Here is an 18,124-nt window from a genome sequence, read left to right as displayed (position 1 = left end):
ATGGCGGCAACCGATCACATGGAAAATGGCTGGCGCGTGTTTGGCGCCTGCGTCACGGGCAAGTCGCACCTGGACAAGGGCATCCCTTGCCAGGACGCGCATGCGCATGTGCAGGTGGGCGGCTCGCTGGTGGCTGTCGTCTGCGATGGCGCCGGTTCCGCGCGGCATAGCGAACTGGGGGCGCAATTTGTCGCCGGCACCCTGGCGCAGGCCCTGGCGCAGCAGCTGCGCCAGGGCGCCAGCATCGAAGCGCTGCACGATGGCGCGCTCGCTGGCGCCATGGCGCAAGTGCGTGGTGAACTCGAGGCGCTGGCCGACAATCACGGCGCCGTGCTCGACGACTACGCCACCACGGTGGTGGGCGTGGTAATGGGGCCGTCCGTGGGCGTGTTCTTTCACCTCGGTGACGGCGTGGGCGTGGCGCAGCTGGACCAGGGCGGCGAAGTCATTTCGCTGCCGGCCAATGGCGAATACGCCAATGAAACCTACTTTATCAGCGGCGAACGCTGGCGCGACCAGCTGCGATTGCTGCCGATACCGCGCGGCGTGCGCGGCCTGGTGCTGATGAGCGACGGCTGCATGCCGTTTGCGATGAGCAAGAACAACGCCTCGCTGTACGCGCCGTTCATGGGCGCGGTGCAAAATTACCTGAGCTGCATGGACGACATCACCCTGGGTGAAGAAGCGCTGGCCCATACCCTGGCGGACCCGCGCACGCATCAGATCACCGGCGACGACAAGACCTTGCTCCTGGCCATGCGCGCATGAAGGGCAGCAAGCTGGCAAAGAAAGCGGCGGGGCAGGGCGATACGATCTGGCTCGATGGCGCGCGCAGCCTGGTGCTGGGCAAACTGATCAAGAGTGGCGGCGCCGGCAGCGTGTATCTGCTGCCGGGTTCACCCGCGCAAGTGGCCAAGCTGTATCACCCTCACCTCGATAGCAATACCAGCCGGCGCAAGATCGACGCCATGCTGGCGCTGACCCCCGACTTGCCCGACCGGCTCGAAAACGGCCGGCGTTATGTGCAGATCGCCTGGCCGCAGGCGTCCGTGCACGACAAACAGGGCGGTTTTCTCGGCTTTGTGATGCCCTTGCTGGACATGGCGCACACGGCCGAGCTGGAAGAAGTGCTGCTGGAGCGCCAGGCGCGCGCGGCCGGCTTGCCGGTGGGGCTGGGGCCGAAGGTCACCCTGGCCGCCAACCTGGCGGGCGTGCTGGCGGCGCTGCACCAGCAGCGGCATTATGTGGTCGACCTGAAACCGGTCAACCTGCGCTTCTACCGCGATACGCTGACGATTGCCATGCTCGACTGCGATGGCTTCAGCATCCAGGGCCAGGGCGAGCGGTATCGCGCCGAGCAGTTTACCGCCGACTACCTGGCGCCGGAATTCCAGCACAAGGGCATGCGGGCGGGGGCGGAACCGGCGCAGGACCGTTTTGCGCTGGCCGTGGTGATCTTCCAGCTCCTCAATTTTGGCATCCATCCCTACAGCGGCCAGCCCGCAGGCCGCCAGGTGCCGACCGACATCCCGGCGCGCATCCGCGATGGCTATTACGCCTATGGCGTCCAGCGCCACAAGGCGATCGCGCCGAACGTGACCAGCGGCCATGCGCTGATGCCGGCGGAGCTGCGCGCCTTTTTTGACCGCGCCTTTACCAGCAATAACCCCGACCGGCCGTCGGCCAGCGACTGGGCCGAGCTGCTGCGCGCGCTGGCCCTGCGTGGCGGCGCGCCTGGCGCCAGCCGCATCGTTGTGTGCAAGCGCAATGCCGAACACCAGCATTTTGCCGGCTTTGGCTGCGCCGCCTGCGCGCGCGAGCAGGCGATCGCGGCGGCGGCCACGGCCGCGCAGAAGGCACAGAAACAGCTGCAGGCGCAAGCGCCGCGCGCGCAAGCGGCACGGCGTACGGCGGTGGCACAGGCCCAGGGCGCCCCCGGCGCCCTGGGCCTGTCGAAAAATAGCTGGGCCGTCATCATGACCCTGCTGTTTTTTTTCCTGATCGGCATGGTGCTCTATGTCGCCGAGCCTACGCCGCGGGCGTCCATGACTACCGGCCCGGCACAGTCCAACAACAAGGCCGCGCGCGATGTGCTGGAGTGGCGTGACCGCGGCAAGACCGTGACGCTGCCGTCGGACGCGCGCGCCAGCCTGCGCGCGCTGGACCGGGCAGTGGCCGAGCAGCGCGGTGCCGATATGCAGCAGGGGCTGCAACTGCTGCACGGCACGCAGCAGGAGAACGGCCGCAGCGACCCGAGCCTGGCCAGGCTGCGCCGCACCATGATGGAAATGTCGGTCTGGGCGCCGGCCATGAAAAAGGGTGAAGCGGACAAGTTCCGCGACCAGCTGATCGCCCAGCCGCGTGACTTCATGGTGGCGTCGGCCCTGGGCCGCATGCACCTGTCCGCCGGCGAACCGCTGGCCGCCGCCCAGTATTTCGAGCAGGCGATCTGGGCCCAGCCGACCGATGGCGTGGCCTATCTGGGCCTGGCCGCCACCGCCATGCGCGGCAACGACAGCGAGCAGGCGGCAAGGCTGGCCGCGCTGGGCCTGCTGACGGCGCAGCGCTATCCGGACACCAACGAGCCCGACGATGGCGCCAAACGCATCGAGCGCGCCGTCATGATGCTGGCCATGAGCATGCCGCCGCAGGCGCGGAAAGACTGGCAGGCGGTCATGGGCAACGCCCGGGCGCTGGCGCAACGGCTGGCCAGCCTGCCGCCGCTGGCCGACCGGCCCGCCAGCGTGGCGCCCGACTCCTTGCGCGCGATCGCCCACAACGACAGTGGCGCCGTCCAGCCGGCCAGCGAGACGCGCCTGACGATCGTTTTCAACCCGGCTGGCGTGCCACAGCACATCAGTTCCAGCCCGGCCGCGCCCACGCAGCTGAACCAGGCCTGGCTGGAGCAGGCAAAAAAATGGCGCTATGTGCCGTCCATCAGCAATGGCCGGCTGCAACCGTCGTCGGTCGAGGTGCTGGCGCGCTACCGCGACGGCAACAGCAGTTTCAGTGTCGTGCCGGCGCCAGTGCCGGCAGCGGCGAGCGCGCCATGAAGCCGGGCGACACCATCGCGCTGGCCGACGGGCGCAGCCTGCAGCTTGGCAAGCTGATCAAGAGCGGCGGCGCCGGCAGCGTGTATATGCTGCCGGGTTCGCCGGCGCAGGTGGCGAAGATCTATCATCCGCAGCTGGACATGGTGGCCAGCCGGCGCAAGCTCGAAGCCATGCTGGCCTTGACGCCCGAGTTGCCCGACCATCTGGAAAATGGCCGGCGCTACGTGCAGATCGCCTGGCCGCAAGCGGCCGCGCGCGACAGCCAGGGCGGTTTTCGCGGTTTCGTGATGCCCCTGCTGGACATGGCGGAAACTGCCGAGCTGGAGCAGATATTGCAGGAGCGCCAGGCGCGCGCGGCCGGTTTGCCGACCGGCCTGGGACCGAAGGTGACCCTGGCGGCCAACCTGGCCGGCGTGCTGGCGGCGCTGCACCAGCAGCAGCATTATGTGATCGACCTGAAACCGGTCAATCTGCGCTTCTATCGCGATTCCCTGACGATTGCCATGCTCGATTGCGATGGTTTCAGCATCCGGGGCAAAAACGAGCGTTACCGCGCCGAACAGGTCACCGCCGACTACCTGGCCCCGGAATGCCAGCGCTCGGGCCTGCCGACGGGCGACGAGGCGGCGCAAGACCGTTTTGCGCTGGCCGTGGTGATCTTCCAGCTCCTCAATTTTGGCATCCATCCCTACAGCGGCCGCGTGAGCGGTGCGCTGGCGCCGACCGATATCGCGGCGCGCATCCGCGATGGCTATTATGCCCATGGCGTCACGCCGCACCAGCAGATCGCGCCGAATGTCACCAGCGGCCACGCCCTGATGCCGGCCGAACTGCGCACCCTGTTCGACCGCGCGTTCGCCGGCCCGCCGCAGTCGCGGCCGACAGCGCTGGACTGGATGGCCTTGCTGCGCCGCTATGCGCTGCGCCACCCCGATCCGTCGGCCAACGCGCTGCTGGTGTGCCAGGCCAATGCCGCGCACCAGCATTTTGCCGGTTTCGCCTGCGCCGCCTGTGCGCGCGTGGACGCCATTGCCCAGGCCGCGGCTGACGCCCAGGCCGCGCAGCTGAAGCTGCAAGCACAGGCGCCGGCGGTCGCGCCGTATGCCTATCAGGGTGTGCCGCTGACGCCGCGCGCCTCGTTCGGTCCGGTGCCACGCCCGCCACGGCCAGCCTTCGGCCTGTCGGGCAGGAACTGGACCCTGCTGGTGCTGCTGATTGCGCTGTCGATGTTTGCCTTCAGCATGTTTACCACCTCGCGTAACGCTGCCACGCAAGCACCTGCGGACACGGCGGCGGCACCGGTGCAGACCGACAGCTCGATACGGCTGCTGGACTGGCAGCGTCGCGGCAAGGCCGGGAAGGGCGCGGATCCATCGGCCGCGCGCGTCGCCATCCGCGCGCTGGACCGTACATTGGGACAGCAACGCGACGATGACGTATTGCTGGGTTTGCGCATGTTGTACCGCATGCAGCCCGACGACAAGGGCAATGATGGGGCCAGGGCGCGCATGCGCCGCAGCATGATGGAAACCTCGATTTTTTCCGCCGACATGGACGAACAACTGGCCGACGCCTACAGCGATCAGTTGCTGGAGGATCCGCGCGACTATATGGTGGCGTCCGTGCTGGGCCGCATGTACCTGGCCGCCAACGAAGCGCTGGCCGCGCGCCAGTATTTTGAGCAGGCCATCTGGGCCAGGCCCACCGATGGCGCCGCCTGGCTGGGCCTGGCGGCCTCGTCGGTGCGCCGCATGCAGGGCGCATCCGCCGTCAACCAGGCGGCGCTGGGGCTGGTGATTGCACGCAGCCACGCCGATGGCGCCACGCAAGAGCAAGTGGACCAGCGCATGGAGCGCGTGGCGAGCATCCTGGCGCTCAATCTGCCGCCTGCGCGCCGCAAGGACTGGCAAGCCGCCATGGCCGAGGCCACCGCGATCGCCGGCCGCCTGCTCAAGGCGTTGCCGGCGCCAGAGCGCGCGGCAGCGGTGGAAGCGGAATCGCTGACGCCGCTGTCGTATGACGACGTCGCGGTCGGCACGCCCACGCGGCTCGCTGGCGACAATACGCTGACGATTGCGTTCGATGCCGCCGGCGTGCCGCAAAAGGTCAGCGCCAGCCAGCCGGCGCACACGCGCATCAACGAGACCTGGCTGCGAGCGGCCCGCCAATGGCGTTACCTGCCCGCCGTGCAGCGCGGCGAGTTGCAACCGTCCACGGTGCAAGTGGCCGTGCATTACGCCAGGGGCAAGATGGTGTTCCGGCCGGTAACACCGCAGTTGGCGTCCACGACAGGAGAAAATAAATGAGCAAATGGAAGACGATTGCCCAGCTGGCCATATTGCCGCTATTGGCCTGGCCCGCTACGGCACGCCTGGAAATACTGCAGCGGCAGGTCGTCGCCGCCATATCCGCCGAGCCCGACAGCGAAGGCGCCGACGGGCTGACCATGGCCGCGCCCACCGGCTGCGGCGGCAAACATCTGCGCATGGATGCCGGTTCGCTGGGCATGGACGACGCCGCCTATGGCGCCATGAAGCTGGAGCTGGCCAAGCGCATCCGCAGCAAGACGGCGATGCTGGTCAGCCTGGACGAATGCCCACCGCCTGGCAGCGCTGGCGACGCCGCCGTGCCCGTGATCCGCAAACTGGTCGGCTGCGAACCGTCCGCGTGTGCGGATGGCAAGGCGCGCATGTATCTTGATGAAAACCTGTTCCCGCAGGAGCGGCGCCGTGCGCCCTATGTGCTGGTGCTGCCGCTGCCGCCGGGCAAGCAAAAAAATACCTGGAAGGTCGAGGTCTATTCCACGCAGCAAGGCAAAAACTTGCGCCTGGCGACCCACCTCGATGCGCCCGATTATGTCGAGGGCAACCGCGTCGGCGGCTACACTTTGTATTATGCCAACGGCCAGATCGAAAAGCAGCTGCCGCAAAACGCCCAGGGCCGCGAGGAAGGCGAGTCCGTCAGTTACTACCAGGATGGCACGGTCAAGTCGCGCAGCCACTGGCGCAATGGCCTGCCGGAAGGCAAGCACAGCGACTACCACCGGAGCGGCAAGCTGCGCGAGGAAACCACCTACCGTAGTGGCGCAAGGGTCGATGGCCCAGCTGAAACCTTCGATGAAGACGGCAGGCTGCGCACGCGCATGAACTACGTCAACGGCAAGCTCGAAGGCGAGATGCTCATCTATTATCCCGACGGCATGGTGTCCAACCGTAGTGTGATGAAAAATGGCAGGTTCAACGGCCTCAGCACTTATTATTATCGCGACGGCAAGGTGCGCAGCACCGTCAGCCATGTCAACGATGCGCCCGACGGCGAAGAGCGCGAGTATTACCAGGACGGCAAGCTGTCCAGCCTGCGCGTCTACAGCGACAATGGCGTGATGCGCAGCGAGCAGCAATACGACGAGCAGGGCCAGCTGCGCGTACAGCGGCAGTGGGACCGGCGCCAGCGCGAACAGGGCGGCTTCCATGTCTGGCATGGCAACGGCAAGCCGCAGCAGCTGGTCGAATATGTCGACGGCCGGCGCGAAGGATGGAGCCGTACCTGGCGCGAAGATGGCAGCGTGGAAAAAGAGTGCAGGTTTGTGAAAGATGAAGGCCAGGGCTGTACCAAGTAGACTACCGTGAAGGATGCAAGCAATGCCCCTCAAACTATCGACTGCGGCCGGCCTGGCCGCCTTGTTCTTGCTGCCTGCGATTGCCAGCGCGGACATCGTGCAGCGGCAGGTGATTACGGCCTTCGCTGCGCAGCAAGATGGTGACGGCGCCGATGTGCTGACCATGGCCAGCACCACCGGTTGCGGTGGCAAACTCTTGCGCATGGACGCGCCGTCGCTGGGCATGTTGCGCGCCGACTATGCGGCCATGAAACAGGCGCTGGCGAAACAGATCAGCCATAAAACGTCGATGCTGGTGATCCTGGAGGCGTGTCCGGCGCCGGGCAGCGCTGGCGACGCCGCCGTGCCCGTGATACGCCGGCTGCTCGCCTGCGATCCTGCCGCCTGCAAGGATGACCAGGCCCGTCTGTATCTGAGTGAAGAGCTGATGCCGCAGGACCATCGCGCGGCGCCCTATGTGCTGGTGGTGCCGCTGCCGCCAGGGCAGCAGAAAGCTAGCTGGCAGGTCGATGTCTATTCTGCAAAGCAAGCCAGGACCCTGCGCCTTTCAGCCCACATCGATGCACCCGACTATGTTGAAGGCAAGCGCGTCGGCGGCTATACCTTGTATTACCCGGATGGCAAGGTCGCACTGCGGGTGGCGCAAAATGCGCAGGGCCAGCAGGACGGCGAGGCGGTCCAATACAATCAAGATGGCAGCGTGCAGGCGCGCGGCCTATGGCGTAACGGCGTGCGGGAAGGCAAACACAGCGAATACCACAAGACGGGCAAGCTCAGCGAGGAGATCACTTACCGCAACGGCGAACGGGTCGATGGCCTGGCGGAGACCTTCCATGACAATGGCCAGCTCAGCTCCCGCACCAATTACGTCAACGGCGAGATGGACGGCGAGCTGCTGACGTATTATCCGGACGGCACGCTGGAGAGCCGCAGCACGAGGATCAAGGGAAAGCTCAACGGCACCAGCACGTTTTACTATCCCGATGGCAAGGTGAAAAGTACGCTGGACTATGTGAATGACGCGGCCGATGGCTGGGCCCGGAGCTGGCGCCAGGATGGCACGCTGGAAAAAGCGTGCCGGTTCGTGAAGGGGGAGGGGCAGGGGTGCGACGTCAATTAGTCCACACCCCAGTCCATGCCGTTGCGTTGCTTAGCGATGCGGCGGCGTCAGCACGCTGGCGATCGCCTTCGGCAAGGTCTCGGGATAGTCACGGCTGAAGTGCAGGCCACGGCTTTCGCGGCGCGACAGGGCGCTGTTGACGATCATCGAGGCGACGTCGACCAGGTTGCGCAGTTCCAGCAAATCATGGGTGATGCGGAAATTGCGGTAATACTCGTCGATCTCTTCCTTGAGCAGGGCGATGCGATGCTGGGCCCGCTCCAAACGCTTGGTGGTGCGCACGATGCCGACATAGTTCCACATGAAGCGGCGCAGTTCGTCCCAGTTGTGGGCGATCACCACTTCCTCGTCGGCGTCGGTGACGCGGCTTTCGTCCCAGTCCGGCAGGTAAGGCGTGCCCAGTTTTTCCTTGCTTTCGATATCCTGGGCGCAGGCGCGGCCGATCACGATGCATTCGAGCAGCGAGTTCGACGCCAGGCGATTCGCGCCATGCAGGCCGGTGCAGGCCGTTTCGCCGACCGCGTACAGGCCCGGCAGGTCGGCGCGGCCTGCCAGGTCCGTTACCACGCCGCCACAGGTATAGTGGGCGGCCGGCACGATGGGAATCGGCTGCCTGGTGATGTCGATGCCCAGTTCCAGGCAGCGCGCGTAAATGGTGGGGAAATGTTCGATCAGGAATTCGGCCGGCTTGTGGCTGATGTCCAGGTGCACATAATCGAGGCCGCGCTTCTTGATCTCGAAGTCGATGGCGCGCGCCACCACGTCGCGCGGCGCCAGTTCGGCCCGCTCGTCGTGGGCCAGCATAAAGCGCTGGCCCGCTGCCGCGCCCGCTTCAGGCGGCAGTTTCAGCAAGCCGCCTTCGCCACGGATGGCTTCGGTGATCAAAAACGACTTGGCGTACGGGTGGTACAAGCAGGTCGGGTGGAACTGGATGAATTCCATGTTCGACACGCGGCAGCCGGCGCGCCACGCCATGGCGATGCCGTCGCCGCTGGCCGTGTCGGGATTGGTGGTATATAAATACACCTTGCCGGCGCCGCCCGTGGCCAGCACGGTGTGCTCGGCGGCAAAGGTCAGCACCTTGCCGGTCTGCTCGTCCTGTACATACAGGCCGTGGCAGTGCGGCTGGGCATTGCGCTGCACCGGCTTCATGCCCAGCTTGTCCGAGGTGATCAGGTCGATCGCGCAGTGATGTTCGAACAGGGAGATATTCGGGTGCGCGCGGACTTTTTCTTCCAGCGTCACCTGCACCGCGTGGCCGGTGGCGTCGGCCGCATGGATGATGCGGCGCTGGCTGTGGCCGCCTTCGCGCGTCAGGTGGAAACCCAGCTCGGCCGTGGCGTCGCGCGTAAATGGCACGCCTTGCTCGATCAGCCATTCGATCGCTTCGCGGCCGTGCTCGACAATGTAGCGCGTGGCGCTCTCGTCGCACAGGCCGCCGCCGGCGACCAGCGTGTCTTCGATATGCTGCTGGTGGCTGTCTCCCGAATCGAGCACGGCGGCGATGCCGCCCTGGGCCCAGTTGCTGGCGCCATCGAGCAGCGCACGTTTTGAAATGATCGCGACCGTGCGCGTCTCCGCCAAATGCAGTGCAACCGAAAGACCCGCCAGGCCACTGCCGACAATCGCTACATCAAATTTCATGACATGTATATTTTTTTAGGGGAAGCATACTATAGTCCATTTCACATCAAACGGACATGTGTTGAGATAAATTCTGTAAATCAAAGATAGCTGAGGTTGCGGTTTGCGGCTCATCAAGGCTTGCGTTGAACAGTTCGCCATGATGGATAGACCGGTTCCAGCCTGCCAGTTTCCTGGTGGTAAGAGCCTTGCCGCAGGGGGAGCGATGATCCGCATATTCAGCCATTACGTCTCAAAAACAGCGTTTGTATTGCTGTTGCTGGAAATTTTGATACTGCTGTTTTCAGCGACGTTTACCTCCCTGATCGGACTGGCCGACAGCCGTGGCATGCTGCGCGCGGGCGAGGTCTACCTGGCCTCGTCGATCTTCGCGCTGGTGATCGTGTTGTCGATGAGTGCGCTGGGCATGTACCAGCATCGCTCGCGCGAGGATATTCGCAACACCCTGCTGCGCATCCTGCCGGCCTTTGCGCTCGGTTTCGCCGTGCTCAGCCTGCTGGTGCGTTTCGTGCCGTCGCTGCATTTCGGGCGCGGCAGCGTGATCATCTTCGGTCTGGGCGCCATCGGCGTGCTGCTGGCGCGGCTGGTGGTGTTCAAGTCGTCGCAGTCGGCGCTGATGGAAGGCCGGCTGATTCTGGTCGGCGGCGGCGCGCTGGCCAGGGAATGCATGGACCTGGCGGCCAGCAAGATCGGCTTTCATCAATTCACGGTGGTGGGCTGCATCAATGTGCCGGGCGAGCAATGCTGCGTGCCGGCCTCGTCGATGCTGCCGGCCGGCCTGTCGCTGCTGGCCATGGCCCGGCGCTACGACGCCCATGAAATCGTGGTCTCCGTCACCGATCGCCGCAACGGCGCCTTCCCCGCGCGCCAGCTGCTCGAATGTGCGCTCGGCGGCGTGCGCGTGATCGACGCGGCCACGTTCTTCGAGCGCGAAACCTGCCAGATCCGCATCGATTCCCTGCAGCCCAGCTATCTGATCTATGGCGGCGGTTTCGACCAGAGTTTTTTCCGCGCCGCCTCCAAGCGATTGTTCGACCTGGCCGCCAGCGCCACCATTTTCGTCGCTTCGCTGCCGCTGATGCTGCTGACCATGCTGTGCATCCGCCTGGAAGACGGCGGCCCGGTGTTTTACGAGCAGGAAAGGGTCGGGCGCGATGGCGCGCCCTTCAGCGTGCTGAAATTTCGCAGCATGCGCTGCGACGCCGAGCGCGACGGCACGCCGACCTGGGCCCAGGCCAATGACAGCCGCGTGACGCGAGTTGGCCACTGGATACGCAAGCTGCGCATCGACGAATTGCCGCAGATGCTCAATGTGTTTCGCGGCGAAATGAGTTTTGTGGGGCCACGCCCGGAGCGTGCATTTTTTGTCGATCAGCTCAATGCGCAGGTGCCGTATTACGATATTCGCCACAGCATCAAGCCCGGCATCACGGGCCTGGCGCAGGTGCGCTACCAGTACGGCGCCTCGGTCGACGACGCCGTCAAGAAGTTGCAATACGATCTGTATTATGTGAAAAACAACAGCCTGTTCCTCGACCTGCTGATCTTGCTGGAAACTGTGCAGGTGGTTCTGTTTGGCAAGGGGAGCCGGTGAATCCAGCACCGGTCTTGCTGGCCGTGGCCGACGCGGCCGCGCTCAGCCATGCGGTCGCTTCGCTGGCGTTTTTCCTGCTCTCCCTTTTATTGATCAGCAACTGGCGCGCACGCCGCCATGCGCGCGCCTTGCTGGCCGCCTGCCTGGTGACTGGGCTATGGGCCACCGGCATCGTGATGCTGGTGCTGCTGGGGCGGCGCTGGTCGCTCGCTGGCGATGGGCTGGAATTGCTGCGCACCCTGGGCTGGCTGGTGTTCCTGCTGCTGCTGATCGCGCCCTCGCGCGCGCGTTTGCTGGCGCTGGTGGCCGGCGGTGCTGGCGTGGCGGCGATCGCCATGGTGCTGTGGTGGTCGGTCTTGCCGCAGCTGGGCGCAGAACAGGCTGCCTTTGCCCGTACTGCGGCGATCGCCTGCCGCTTGCTGCTGGCGGTGCTCGGCATGCTGCTGGTGGAACAGTGGTACCGCAACACGCCGCCGCTCAAGCGCTGGGGCATCAAGTTTGCGTGCCTGGGCGCGGGCGGCCTGTTTGCCTATGATTTTTACCTGTACAGCGACGCGCTGCTGTTTCGCGAAATCAATGACGATATCTGGGCCGCGCGCGGCGTCGTCGATGCGCTGTGCGCGCCGCTCCTGGGTGTATCGGCCGCGCGCAATCCGGGCTGGGCGCTGGGCTTGTCGGTGTCGCGCCAGATGTTGTTCCGCTCGGCGGCTCTGCTCGGTTCGGCCATCTACCTGCTGGCGATGGCGGCCAGCGCCTATTATCTGCGCTATTTCGGCGGCGCCTGGGGTTCCCTGATGCAGATGGCCTACCTGGGCGGCGCCATGCTGCTGCTGGCCGGCGTGCTGTTTTCTGGCGCCTTGCGCGCCAGGCTCAAGGTCTTCATCAACAAGCATTTTTACCAGGCCAGTTTCGATTACCGCGAAGAATGGCTGCGCTTTACGCGCGCCTTGTCCGAAGATGGCCCGGCGCTGGGCGAGCGCACCATACAGGCCGTGGCGCAGCTGGTGGAAAGCCCGGCCGGCGGGCTGTGGATCGCGCGCGAGGCCGGCGTATTGACGCCGGTGGCCGGCTGGAACTGGCCGCCGCAGCTACCGGCCGTGCCTGCTGATGGCCCCTTGTGCCGCTTCCTGAAAGCGCGGCAATGGGTGATCGAGGTGGCCGATGGCAACCACCTGCCGCAGCATTACGGCGGCCTGGTATTACCGCCGGCGCTGCTGGCGCTGCCCGCCATCTGGCTGCTGGTGCCGTTGATGCTGCATGGAAAGCTGTTCGGCTTCGTGGCGCTGGCGCGGCCGCGCGCGCGCATCGGCCTGAACTGGGAAATTCGCGATGTGCTGAAAATTGCCGGCAGCCAGGCCGCCAGCTACCTGGCGCATCGCGAATCGCTCGATTCCCTGATGGTGTCGCGCCAGTTTGAATCGTTCAACCGCATGTCGACCTTTATCGTGCACGACCTGAAGAACCTGGTGTTTCAATTGTCGCTGCTGCTGAGTAACGCCGAAAAGCACCGCGCCAATCCCGCCTTCCAGCAGGACATGCTGGCCACGCTCGACCATTCCGTGCAAAAAATGAAGACTTTGCTGCAAAAGCTGGCGCGCGGCGAAACCCCGGATGCGGCGTCACCGTTGCAGCTCGACGGCTTGCTGCGGCAGGCGGTGGCGGCCAAGGCCAGCCTGGAACCAAAGCCGCAGCTGGAAATTGTCGACGGCGAACTGACGGTGCTGGCCAATCGCGCCCGCCTCGAACGCGTGCTGGGCCACCTGATCCAGAACGCCGTCGAGGCCACCGCCAGCAGCGGCCAGGTGGCCGTGCGCCTGCGCCGCGAACTGCGCACGGCGGTGGTCGAGCTGAACGATACGGGCGCCGGCATGAGCGAGCAATTCATCCGCGAGCGCCTGTTCAAACCGTTCGACACCACCAAGACGGCCGGCATGGGCATCGGCGTGTTCGAAAGCCGTGAATATATCCGCGAAGTGGGCGGCAGCCTGGAAGTGCGCAGCGAGCCGCAGGTGGGCACCACGTTTCGCGTGATCCTGCCCTTGCATCCGGCCTGAACGGAAATACACTCCCAGTACAAAGGAAAGCGCATGGGCAAGCAGAAACTGCTGGTGATCGAGGACGATCCCGGCCTGCAAAAGCAGTTGCAATGGAGCTTTGACGGCTACGAGGTGCTGCTGGCGGGCGAGCGCGAGGCGGCGCTGGCGCAAGTGCGGCGCCACCTGCCGGCCGTCGTGACCATGGATCTGGGCCTGCCGCCCGATCCGGACGGCGCCACCGAAGGGCTGGCCACCTTGCAGCAAATCCTGGCGCTGGCGCCCGACACCAAGGTGATCGTGCTGTCGGGAAACCAGGAGCGCGCCCATGCATTAAAGGCGATCGCGCTGGGCGCCTATGATTTTCACCAGAAACCGTTCGACGCCGACATGCTGGGCCTGGTGATCGCGCGCGCCTTTTATTTGCACGCGATGCAGCAGGAAAACCGCCGCATGCTGCAAACCCAGCGCGACTCGCCGCTGGCCGGCATCGTCAGCCGCGATGCCGGCATGCTCAAGCTGTGCCGCAGCGTGGAAAAAGTGGCGCCCTCGTCGGCCAGCGTGATGCTGCTTGGGGACTCGGGCAGCGGCAAGGAGCTGATCGCGCGCGGCCTGCATGCGCTCAGCAGCCGCAGCGGCCAGCGTTTTGTCGCCATCAACTGCGCGGCGATTCCCGAAAACCTGCTCGAAAGCGAACTGTTCGGCTACGAGCGCGGTGCGTTTACGGGCGCGGCCCGGCAAACCCTGGGCAAGATCGAACTGGCCCACGGCGGCACGTTTTTTCTCGATGAAATCGGCGACATGCCGATGGCGCTGCAGGCCAAACTGCTGCGCTTCCTGCAGGAGCGCGTGATCGAACGGGTCGGCGGACGCGGCGAGATCGCCGTCGACGTGCGCATCGTCTGCGCCACCCACCAGGACCTGAAAGCGCTGGCCGGCCAGGGACGTTTCCGCGAAGACCTGTATTACCGGCTCAGCGAGATCGTGCTGCGCATTCCGCCGCTGCGCGAACGGGCCGGCGACTGCGCCTTGCTGGCCCATCATTTCAAGAACAAATTCTGCGCCAGCGAAGGGCGCGCCAGCCTGCATTTCAGTAATGACGCATTGCAGGCGATCGAATCATACGACTGGCCCGGCAATGTGCGCGAGGTGGAAAATTGCATCAAGCGCGCCGTCATCATGTGCGACGGCCCGCAGATCACGGTGGACGACCTGGGCCTGCCGGACCACGCCCACGCCGTGCCGCAGGAAGAGAGCGTCAACCTGCGCCAGGCGCGCGACGCGGCCGAATACAAGGTGATGGTGCGCGCGCTGGCGCGCTCCGACGGCAATATCGTCAAGGCGGCCGAACTGCTGGGCGTCAGCCGGCCCACCCTGTACGACCTGATGAATCACCACGGCATCAAGTAGCGGTTTCCGACCTGTATCAAATACAACCTTCTGTATGACGTCGCACATACGCTCGCGGCGTGGCGCGGCATCCTTGTCCTCATCAACTACAAGGAGGCGTCATGAACGCAATCAGCTTATTAATGAAGGACCACAAGGACGTCAAGGCGCTGTTTGCCCAGTACGAAGGCTTGAGCGATCGTTCGTTTGCAACCAAGAAAAAACTGGCCGAGCAGATCTGCCACGAACTGACTGTGCACACGCAACTGGAAGAAGAAATCTTCTATCCGGCCGTGCGCCGCCCCATCCACGATGGCGACCTGATGGACGAGGCGGTCGTCGAACACGCCAGCGCCAAGGAACTGATCGCGCAGATCCTGGCCATGGACCCCACCGAAGACCTGTACGACGCCAAGGTCACCGTGCTGTCCGAGCAGATCGAACACCACGTCAAGGAAGAAGAGGGCGACATGTTTCCCAAGGTGCGCAAGAGCGCCGTCGACCTCGACGCGCTGGGCGAGCAGATGGCCGCCCGCAAGGAACAGCTGGCCGGCGCGAAAGCGTGACGCGCTGACCTACAATATTTGATAACAGGGAAACATCATGCAAACTACGCAATTGTCCGTCCCGGACCTGAATCAAGCTGGCGTCTCCTGGGGCGCCGTGTTTGCCGGCGCCGCCGCGGCGGCCGCCTTGTCGTTCATCCTGCTGATCCTCGGCGTGGGCCTGGGCCTGTCGTCGGCCTCGCCGTGGTCGTTCAACGGCACGGCGCTGGGCGTATCGGCCATTGCCTGGCTGGCGTTCATGCAGCTGGCCGCGTCCGGCATCGGCGGCTACATGGCCGGCCGCCTGCGCGTCAAGTGGAGCTCGGTGCATACTGATGAAGTGCATTTCCGCGACACCGCCCACGGCCTGCTGGCCTGGGCCGTGGCAACCCTGGTGACGGTGGCCATGCTGGCCGGCGGCACGCGCGCCGTGCTGAGCGGCGCCATCGACGCGGGCACGGGCGTGGCGGCGGCGGTTGCGCCAGCGGCGGCGGCCGGCGCCGGTGCGGCGGCAGGCAACGCCAGCGAAGGCACCAGCGGCGCGGTGCATCCACTCGACTATTTTTCGGACATGCTGATGCGTTCAGCGCCGGCGCCAGCCGCCGCCGGCGCGCCGGCCATGCCGGTGACCGACGCACATGTCAACGCCGCCGACCAGCGCGTCGAGATCGGCCGCATCTTCGCGTCGAGCATGTCGAATGGCAGCCTGGCCGCCGATGACCGCGTCTACCTGGCGCAGATGGTTGCCAGGCGCACCGGCGCCACCCAGGCTGAAGCCGAAGCGCGCGTCGACGCCGTCTACGCCCGCGCCACCAAGGCCGCCGCCGACGCCAAGGCGAAAGCCAAGGAAGTGGCGGACGCTGCCCGCAAGGCTGGCGCCAAGAGCGCCCTGTGGATGTTCGTTGCCCTGTTGCTGGGCGCCTTTGTTGCCGCGCTTGCCGCAACCTTTGGCGGCCGCCAGCGTGACCACGAGCGCGTACTGCGCCACGTGACGATTTGATTGACGACCTTATTTCAGGAGAAACTCCATGCGTTCCATCCTCTTGCTGTTGCTGGGCATCCCGCTGCCGATCGTGATCCTGATCGCCATCTTCGTCCATTAAACGTTTCCGCCTGGCGGAGACGATGAACCATCAGGCGCAGCCCGCAAGGCCTGCGCCTGATTTGTTTTGTGCTGGCTCAATCGGCTGTGTAAGATAGCCGGACTTATTTTTCGAGAACTTCCATGACTGCCACCTCCAAGCGCTGCTTCCTGAAAACCGCCGCCATCGCCGCCGCTGCCTGCACCATGCTGGCCTCGTGCTCGACGCTGATCGGACCGCGCGACGTGACGGTGTCGCTGGCCAAGATGCAGCAGGGCCTGGAGCGCCGCTTTCCGATCGACAAGCGGGTGCTGTCGCTGATCGACGTCAGGGCGACCAACCCGCAATTGTCCTTGCAGCCCGAGCGCGAGCGCGTGGCGCTGTCGGTCGACGCGGCCGTCACGCCGCCTTTCCTGCGCCAGCAATGGCGCGGCAACCTGGCCATGTCGGGCCGGCTGCGGCTCGATGTGCAGCGCAACGCCGTCTACCTGTTTGATGCCAGCGTGGACAAGCTCACGATCGACGGCATGGATGAGGCGCAGCAGCGGCAGTTTGCCAAGGTGGCCAGCCTGCTGGCCGACCAGCTGATGCATGAGACGCCGATCTATACCTTCAAGCCGGAGGACTTGCGCTATGCCGGCGTGCAGTTCGTGCCGACGCTATTGCGCACCACCGCCAGCGGGCTGGTGGTGTCGTTTGAACCGGTAAAGTAGGACGCCCATGAAAAAACCGCCCGCAGGCGGTTTCAGGTATGCAGCGCAAGCTTGTCAGATGTAATAGATCAGGGCGATCACCGCCACCACCAGCGCGATGCGCGCCAGGTTGTAGGCCGGCTTGCTCCAGGCCTTGAAGCGGCGGCGGTACTGGCCCATGGCCCAGGAAATACGGAACAGCTTGCTGATGCCGCCGGCCTGGTCGCCCAGTTCGTTGGGCGAAGCGGCGGCCGTCATCAGGGTGCGGCCCAGCCAGCGGTTCAGCGCCTGTGCCCAGCGGAAACGCATCGGACGCTCGATATCGCAGAACAGGATGATGCGGTCGCTGTCGGCGTCGTTGCGCGCCCAGTGGATATAGGTTTCGTCGAACATCACGGCCTGGCCGTCGCGCCAGCTGTGGCGTTCGCCATCGACGTCGATAAAGCAGCGGTCGTCGTTCGGCGTTTGCAGGCCCAGGTGGTAGCGCAGCGAGCCGGCGAACGGGTCGCGGTGCGGGTTGAGCTTGCCGCCGGTGGGCAACTCGGCAAACATCGCCGCCTTGATCGACGGAATCGATTGCAGCAGCGCATAGGTTTGCGGGCACATCTGCTGCGCCGACGGATGGCTGGCGTCATACCATTTCAGATAGAAGCGCTTCCAGCCATATTTAAAGAAGGAATTGAAGCCGACATCGTCGTTCTTTTCCGCCGCCTTGATCTTTTTCAGTTCCTGCAGGCGCAGCGCCTCGTCGCGAATGATGTGCCAGTTCTGCTGCAGTGGCGCCAGTTCGGGAAAGTCGGACACGGCCAGGTAGGGCGTGGCCGGCACTTTCGAAAACGTGTGCATGAACAGGTTCAGCGGCGCCATGAACGAGGAGTGGTCGAAAATCTGGCGCCTGAACGGCAGGCGCACCTTGCCCCGAAAATGGATATGTAAAACAGAAAACACAAAAATGCCCAGCAAGGCCCACTTCATATACAACCTCGATTTGAAAGAATGGGCAATTATAACCAGTTAATGCGCGCCGCTTCCGGCAGGGGGCTCATGGCGATGGCGCAGCCGGATGCTTGAACGCCGCTGGCGTGTGCGGCGGCCAGGCCCAGTTACGTTAACTGGCGCACATTATGGCAAAATACCTGTGAAAAATTTGCTTTAAAGCAAATATTAAGTGCTTTTAAGCATCAAAATTAAGTTTCTGAAAATCTTTTTTTGTTTCTCATGCGTTATAGTCTCACTCTTAGGAAAAACGCCGGCCCACACCCACACCCGCGCCACTCCCGCAGCACGCTCTCCGACAGCCCAAAAAACGCCAGTCACAGGCCGGCATCCTGATACAGGATGCCGCCACTCCCG

General features: G+C 64.7%; 13 protein-coding genes. 11 read left to right on the top strand and 2 right to left on the bottom strand.

Annotation, left to right across the window (positions count from 1 at the left end):
- From ASR47_RS18925 to ASR47_RS18905, 5 genes are read left to right on the top strand one after another with little or no spacing between them, the layout of a single operon-like run.
- Entirely contained in the window at window positions 1-768 is a 768-nt protein-coding gene (locus ASR47_RS18925; RefSeq protein ID WP_171898988.1) for a PP2C family serine/threonine-protein phosphatase, read from the top strand.
- Window positions 765-3,053, top strand: a complete 2,289-nt coding sequence (locus ASR47_RS18920; RefSeq protein WP_065309349.1) for a hypothetical protein — start codon at window positions 765-767, stop codon at window positions 3,051-3,053. Before ASR47_RS18925 ends, ASR47_RS18920 begins: the two co-directional genes overlap by 4 nt.
- Window positions 3,050-5,359, top strand: a complete 2,310-nt coding sequence (locus tag ASR47_RS18915) for a hypothetical protein (protein WP_065309348.1) — start codon at window positions 3,050-3,052, stop codon at window positions 5,357-5,359. The genes ASR47_RS18920 and ASR47_RS18915 overlap by 4 nt, the downstream gene beginning before the upstream one ends.
- On the top strand, window positions 5,356-6,672 hold the full coding sequence (locus tag ASR47_RS18910) for a toxin-antitoxin system YwqK family antitoxin (RefSeq protein WP_065309347.1): 1,317 nt from the start codon (window positions 5,356-5,358) through the stop codon (window positions 6,670-6,672). Before ASR47_RS18915 ends, ASR47_RS18910 begins: the two co-directional genes overlap by 4 nt.
- Before the next feature lie 22 nt (window positions 6,673-6,694).
- Window positions 6,695-7,792, top strand: coding sequence for a toxin-antitoxin system YwqK family antitoxin (locus ASR47_RS18905; protein ID WP_065309346.1), 1,098 nt, complete (start codon window positions 6,695-6,697; stop codon window positions 7,790-7,792).
- A gap of 30 nt (window positions 7,793-7,822) precedes the next feature.
- Here ASR47_RS18905 and nadB read toward each other — a convergent pair whose 3' ends face one another.
- Entirely contained in the window at window positions 7,823-9,436 is a 1,614-nt protein-coding gene (gene nadB, locus ASR47_RS18900) for an L-aspartate oxidase (RefSeq protein WP_065309345.1), read from the bottom strand.
- A 205-nt stretch (window positions 9,437-9,641) separates the two neighbouring features.
- On the opposite strand from nadB, the gene ASR47_RS18895 reads away from it, so the two are divergent.
- The 6 genes from ASR47_RS18895 (at window position 9,642) to ASR47_RS18870 (ending at window position 16,792) form a co-directional block, all read left to right on the top strand.
- Window positions 9,642-11,030, top strand: a complete 1,389-nt coding sequence (locus ASR47_RS18895) for a TIGR03013 family XrtA/PEP-CTERM system glycosyltransferase (RefSeq protein WP_065309344.1) — start codon at window positions 9,642-9,644, stop codon at window positions 11,028-11,030.
- Entirely contained in the window at window positions 11,027-13,084 is a 2,058-nt protein-coding gene (gene prsK, locus ASR47_RS18890; protein ID WP_082989035.1) for an XrtA/PEP-CTERM system histidine kinase PrsK, read from the top strand. The genes ASR47_RS18895 and prsK overlap by 4 nt, the downstream gene beginning before the upstream one ends.
- 33 nt (window positions 13,085-13,117) lie before the next feature.
- Complete coding sequence (gene prsR, locus ASR47_RS18885; protein WP_065309343.1) at window positions 13,118-14,473, top strand: PEP-CTERM-box response regulator transcription factor; 1,356 nt, start codon at window positions 13,118-13,120, stop codon at window positions 14,471-14,473.
- 101 nt (window positions 14,474-14,574) lie between these two features.
- A complete protein-coding gene (locus tag ASR47_RS18880; protein WP_065309342.1) occupies window positions 14,575-15,018 on the top strand; it encodes a hemerythrin domain-containing protein in 444 nt (147 codons plus the stop codon).
- Between the two features lie 37 nt (window positions 15,019-15,055).
- Window positions 15,056-15,997 (top strand): hypothetical protein, encoded by a 942-nt coding sequence (locus ASR47_RS18875; protein WP_065309341.1) that lies wholly within the window; start codon window positions 15,056-15,058, stop codon window positions 15,995-15,997.
- 225 nt (window positions 15,998-16,222) lie between these two features.
- Window positions 16,223-16,792 (top strand): DUF1439 domain-containing protein, encoded by a 570-nt coding sequence (locus tag ASR47_RS18870; protein ID WP_065309340.1) that lies wholly within the window; start codon window positions 16,223-16,225, stop codon window positions 16,790-16,792.
- Window positions 16,793-16,846: 54 nt separating this feature from the next.
- On the opposite strand, the gene lpxO is transcribed toward ASR47_RS18870, so the two are convergent.
- Complete coding sequence (gene lpxO, locus ASR47_RS18865; protein ID WP_065309339.1) at window positions 16,847-17,746, bottom strand: lipid A hydroxylase LpxO; 900 nt, start codon at window positions 17,744-17,746, stop codon at window positions 16,847-16,849.
- Window positions 17,747-18,124 lie beyond the last annotated feature (378 nt).

It is taken from the genome of Janthinobacterium psychrotolerans (genome assembly GCF_001677885.1).
In the GTDB taxonomy this organism is placed as follows: domain Bacteria; phylum Pseudomonadota; class Gammaproteobacteria; order Burkholderiales; family Burkholderiaceae_D; genus Janthinobacterium; species Janthinobacterium psychrotolerans.
The sequence above is the reverse complement of the archived record's forward strand: the minus strand, read 5'-3'. Positions and strand labels throughout refer to the sequence as shown.

Coding starts and splice junctions, on each gene's coding strand:
- ASR47_RS18925 (WP_171898988.1), top strand. CDS start 1: ATGGCGGCAACCGATCACATGGAAAATGGCTGGCGCGTGTTTGGCGCC.
- ASR47_RS18920 (WP_065309349.1), top strand. CDS start 765: ATGAAGGGCAGCAAGCTGGCAAAGAAAGCGGCGGGGCAGGGCGATACG.
- ASR47_RS18915 (WP_065309348.1), top strand. CDS start 3,050: ATGAAGCCGGGCGACACCATCGCGCTGGCCGACGGGCGCAGCCTGCAG.
- ASR47_RS18910 (WP_065309347.1), top strand. CDS start 5,356: ATGAGCAAATGGAAGACGATTGCCCAGCTGGCCATATTGCCGCTATTG.
- ASR47_RS18905 (WP_065309346.1), top strand. CDS start 6,695: ATGCCCCTCAAACTATCGACTGCGGCCGGCCTGGCCGCCTTGTTCTTG.
- nadB (WP_065309345.1), bottom strand. CDS start 9,436: ATGAAATTTGATGTAGCGATTGTCGGCAGTGGCCTGGCGGGTCTTTCG.
- ASR47_RS18895 (WP_065309344.1), top strand. CDS start 9,642: ATGATCCGCATATTCAGCCATTACGTCTCAAAAACAGCGTTTGTATTG.
- prsR (WP_065309343.1), top strand. CDS start 13,118: ATGGGCAAGCAGAAACTGCTGGTGATCGAGGACGATCCCGGCCTGCAA.
- ASR47_RS18880 (WP_065309342.1), top strand. CDS start 14,575: ATGAACGCAATCAGCTTATTAATGAAGGACCACAAGGACGTCAAGGCG.
- ASR47_RS18875 (WP_065309341.1), top strand. CDS start 15,056: ATGCAAACTACGCAATTGTCCGTCCCGGACCTGAATCAAGCTGGCGTC.
- ASR47_RS18870 (WP_065309340.1), top strand. CDS start 16,223: ATGACTGCCACCTCCAAGCGCTGCTTCCTGAAAACCGCCGCCATCGCC.
- lpxO (WP_065309339.1), bottom strand. CDS start 17,746: ATGAAGTGGGCCTTGCTGGGCATTTTTGTGTTTTCTGTTTTACATATC.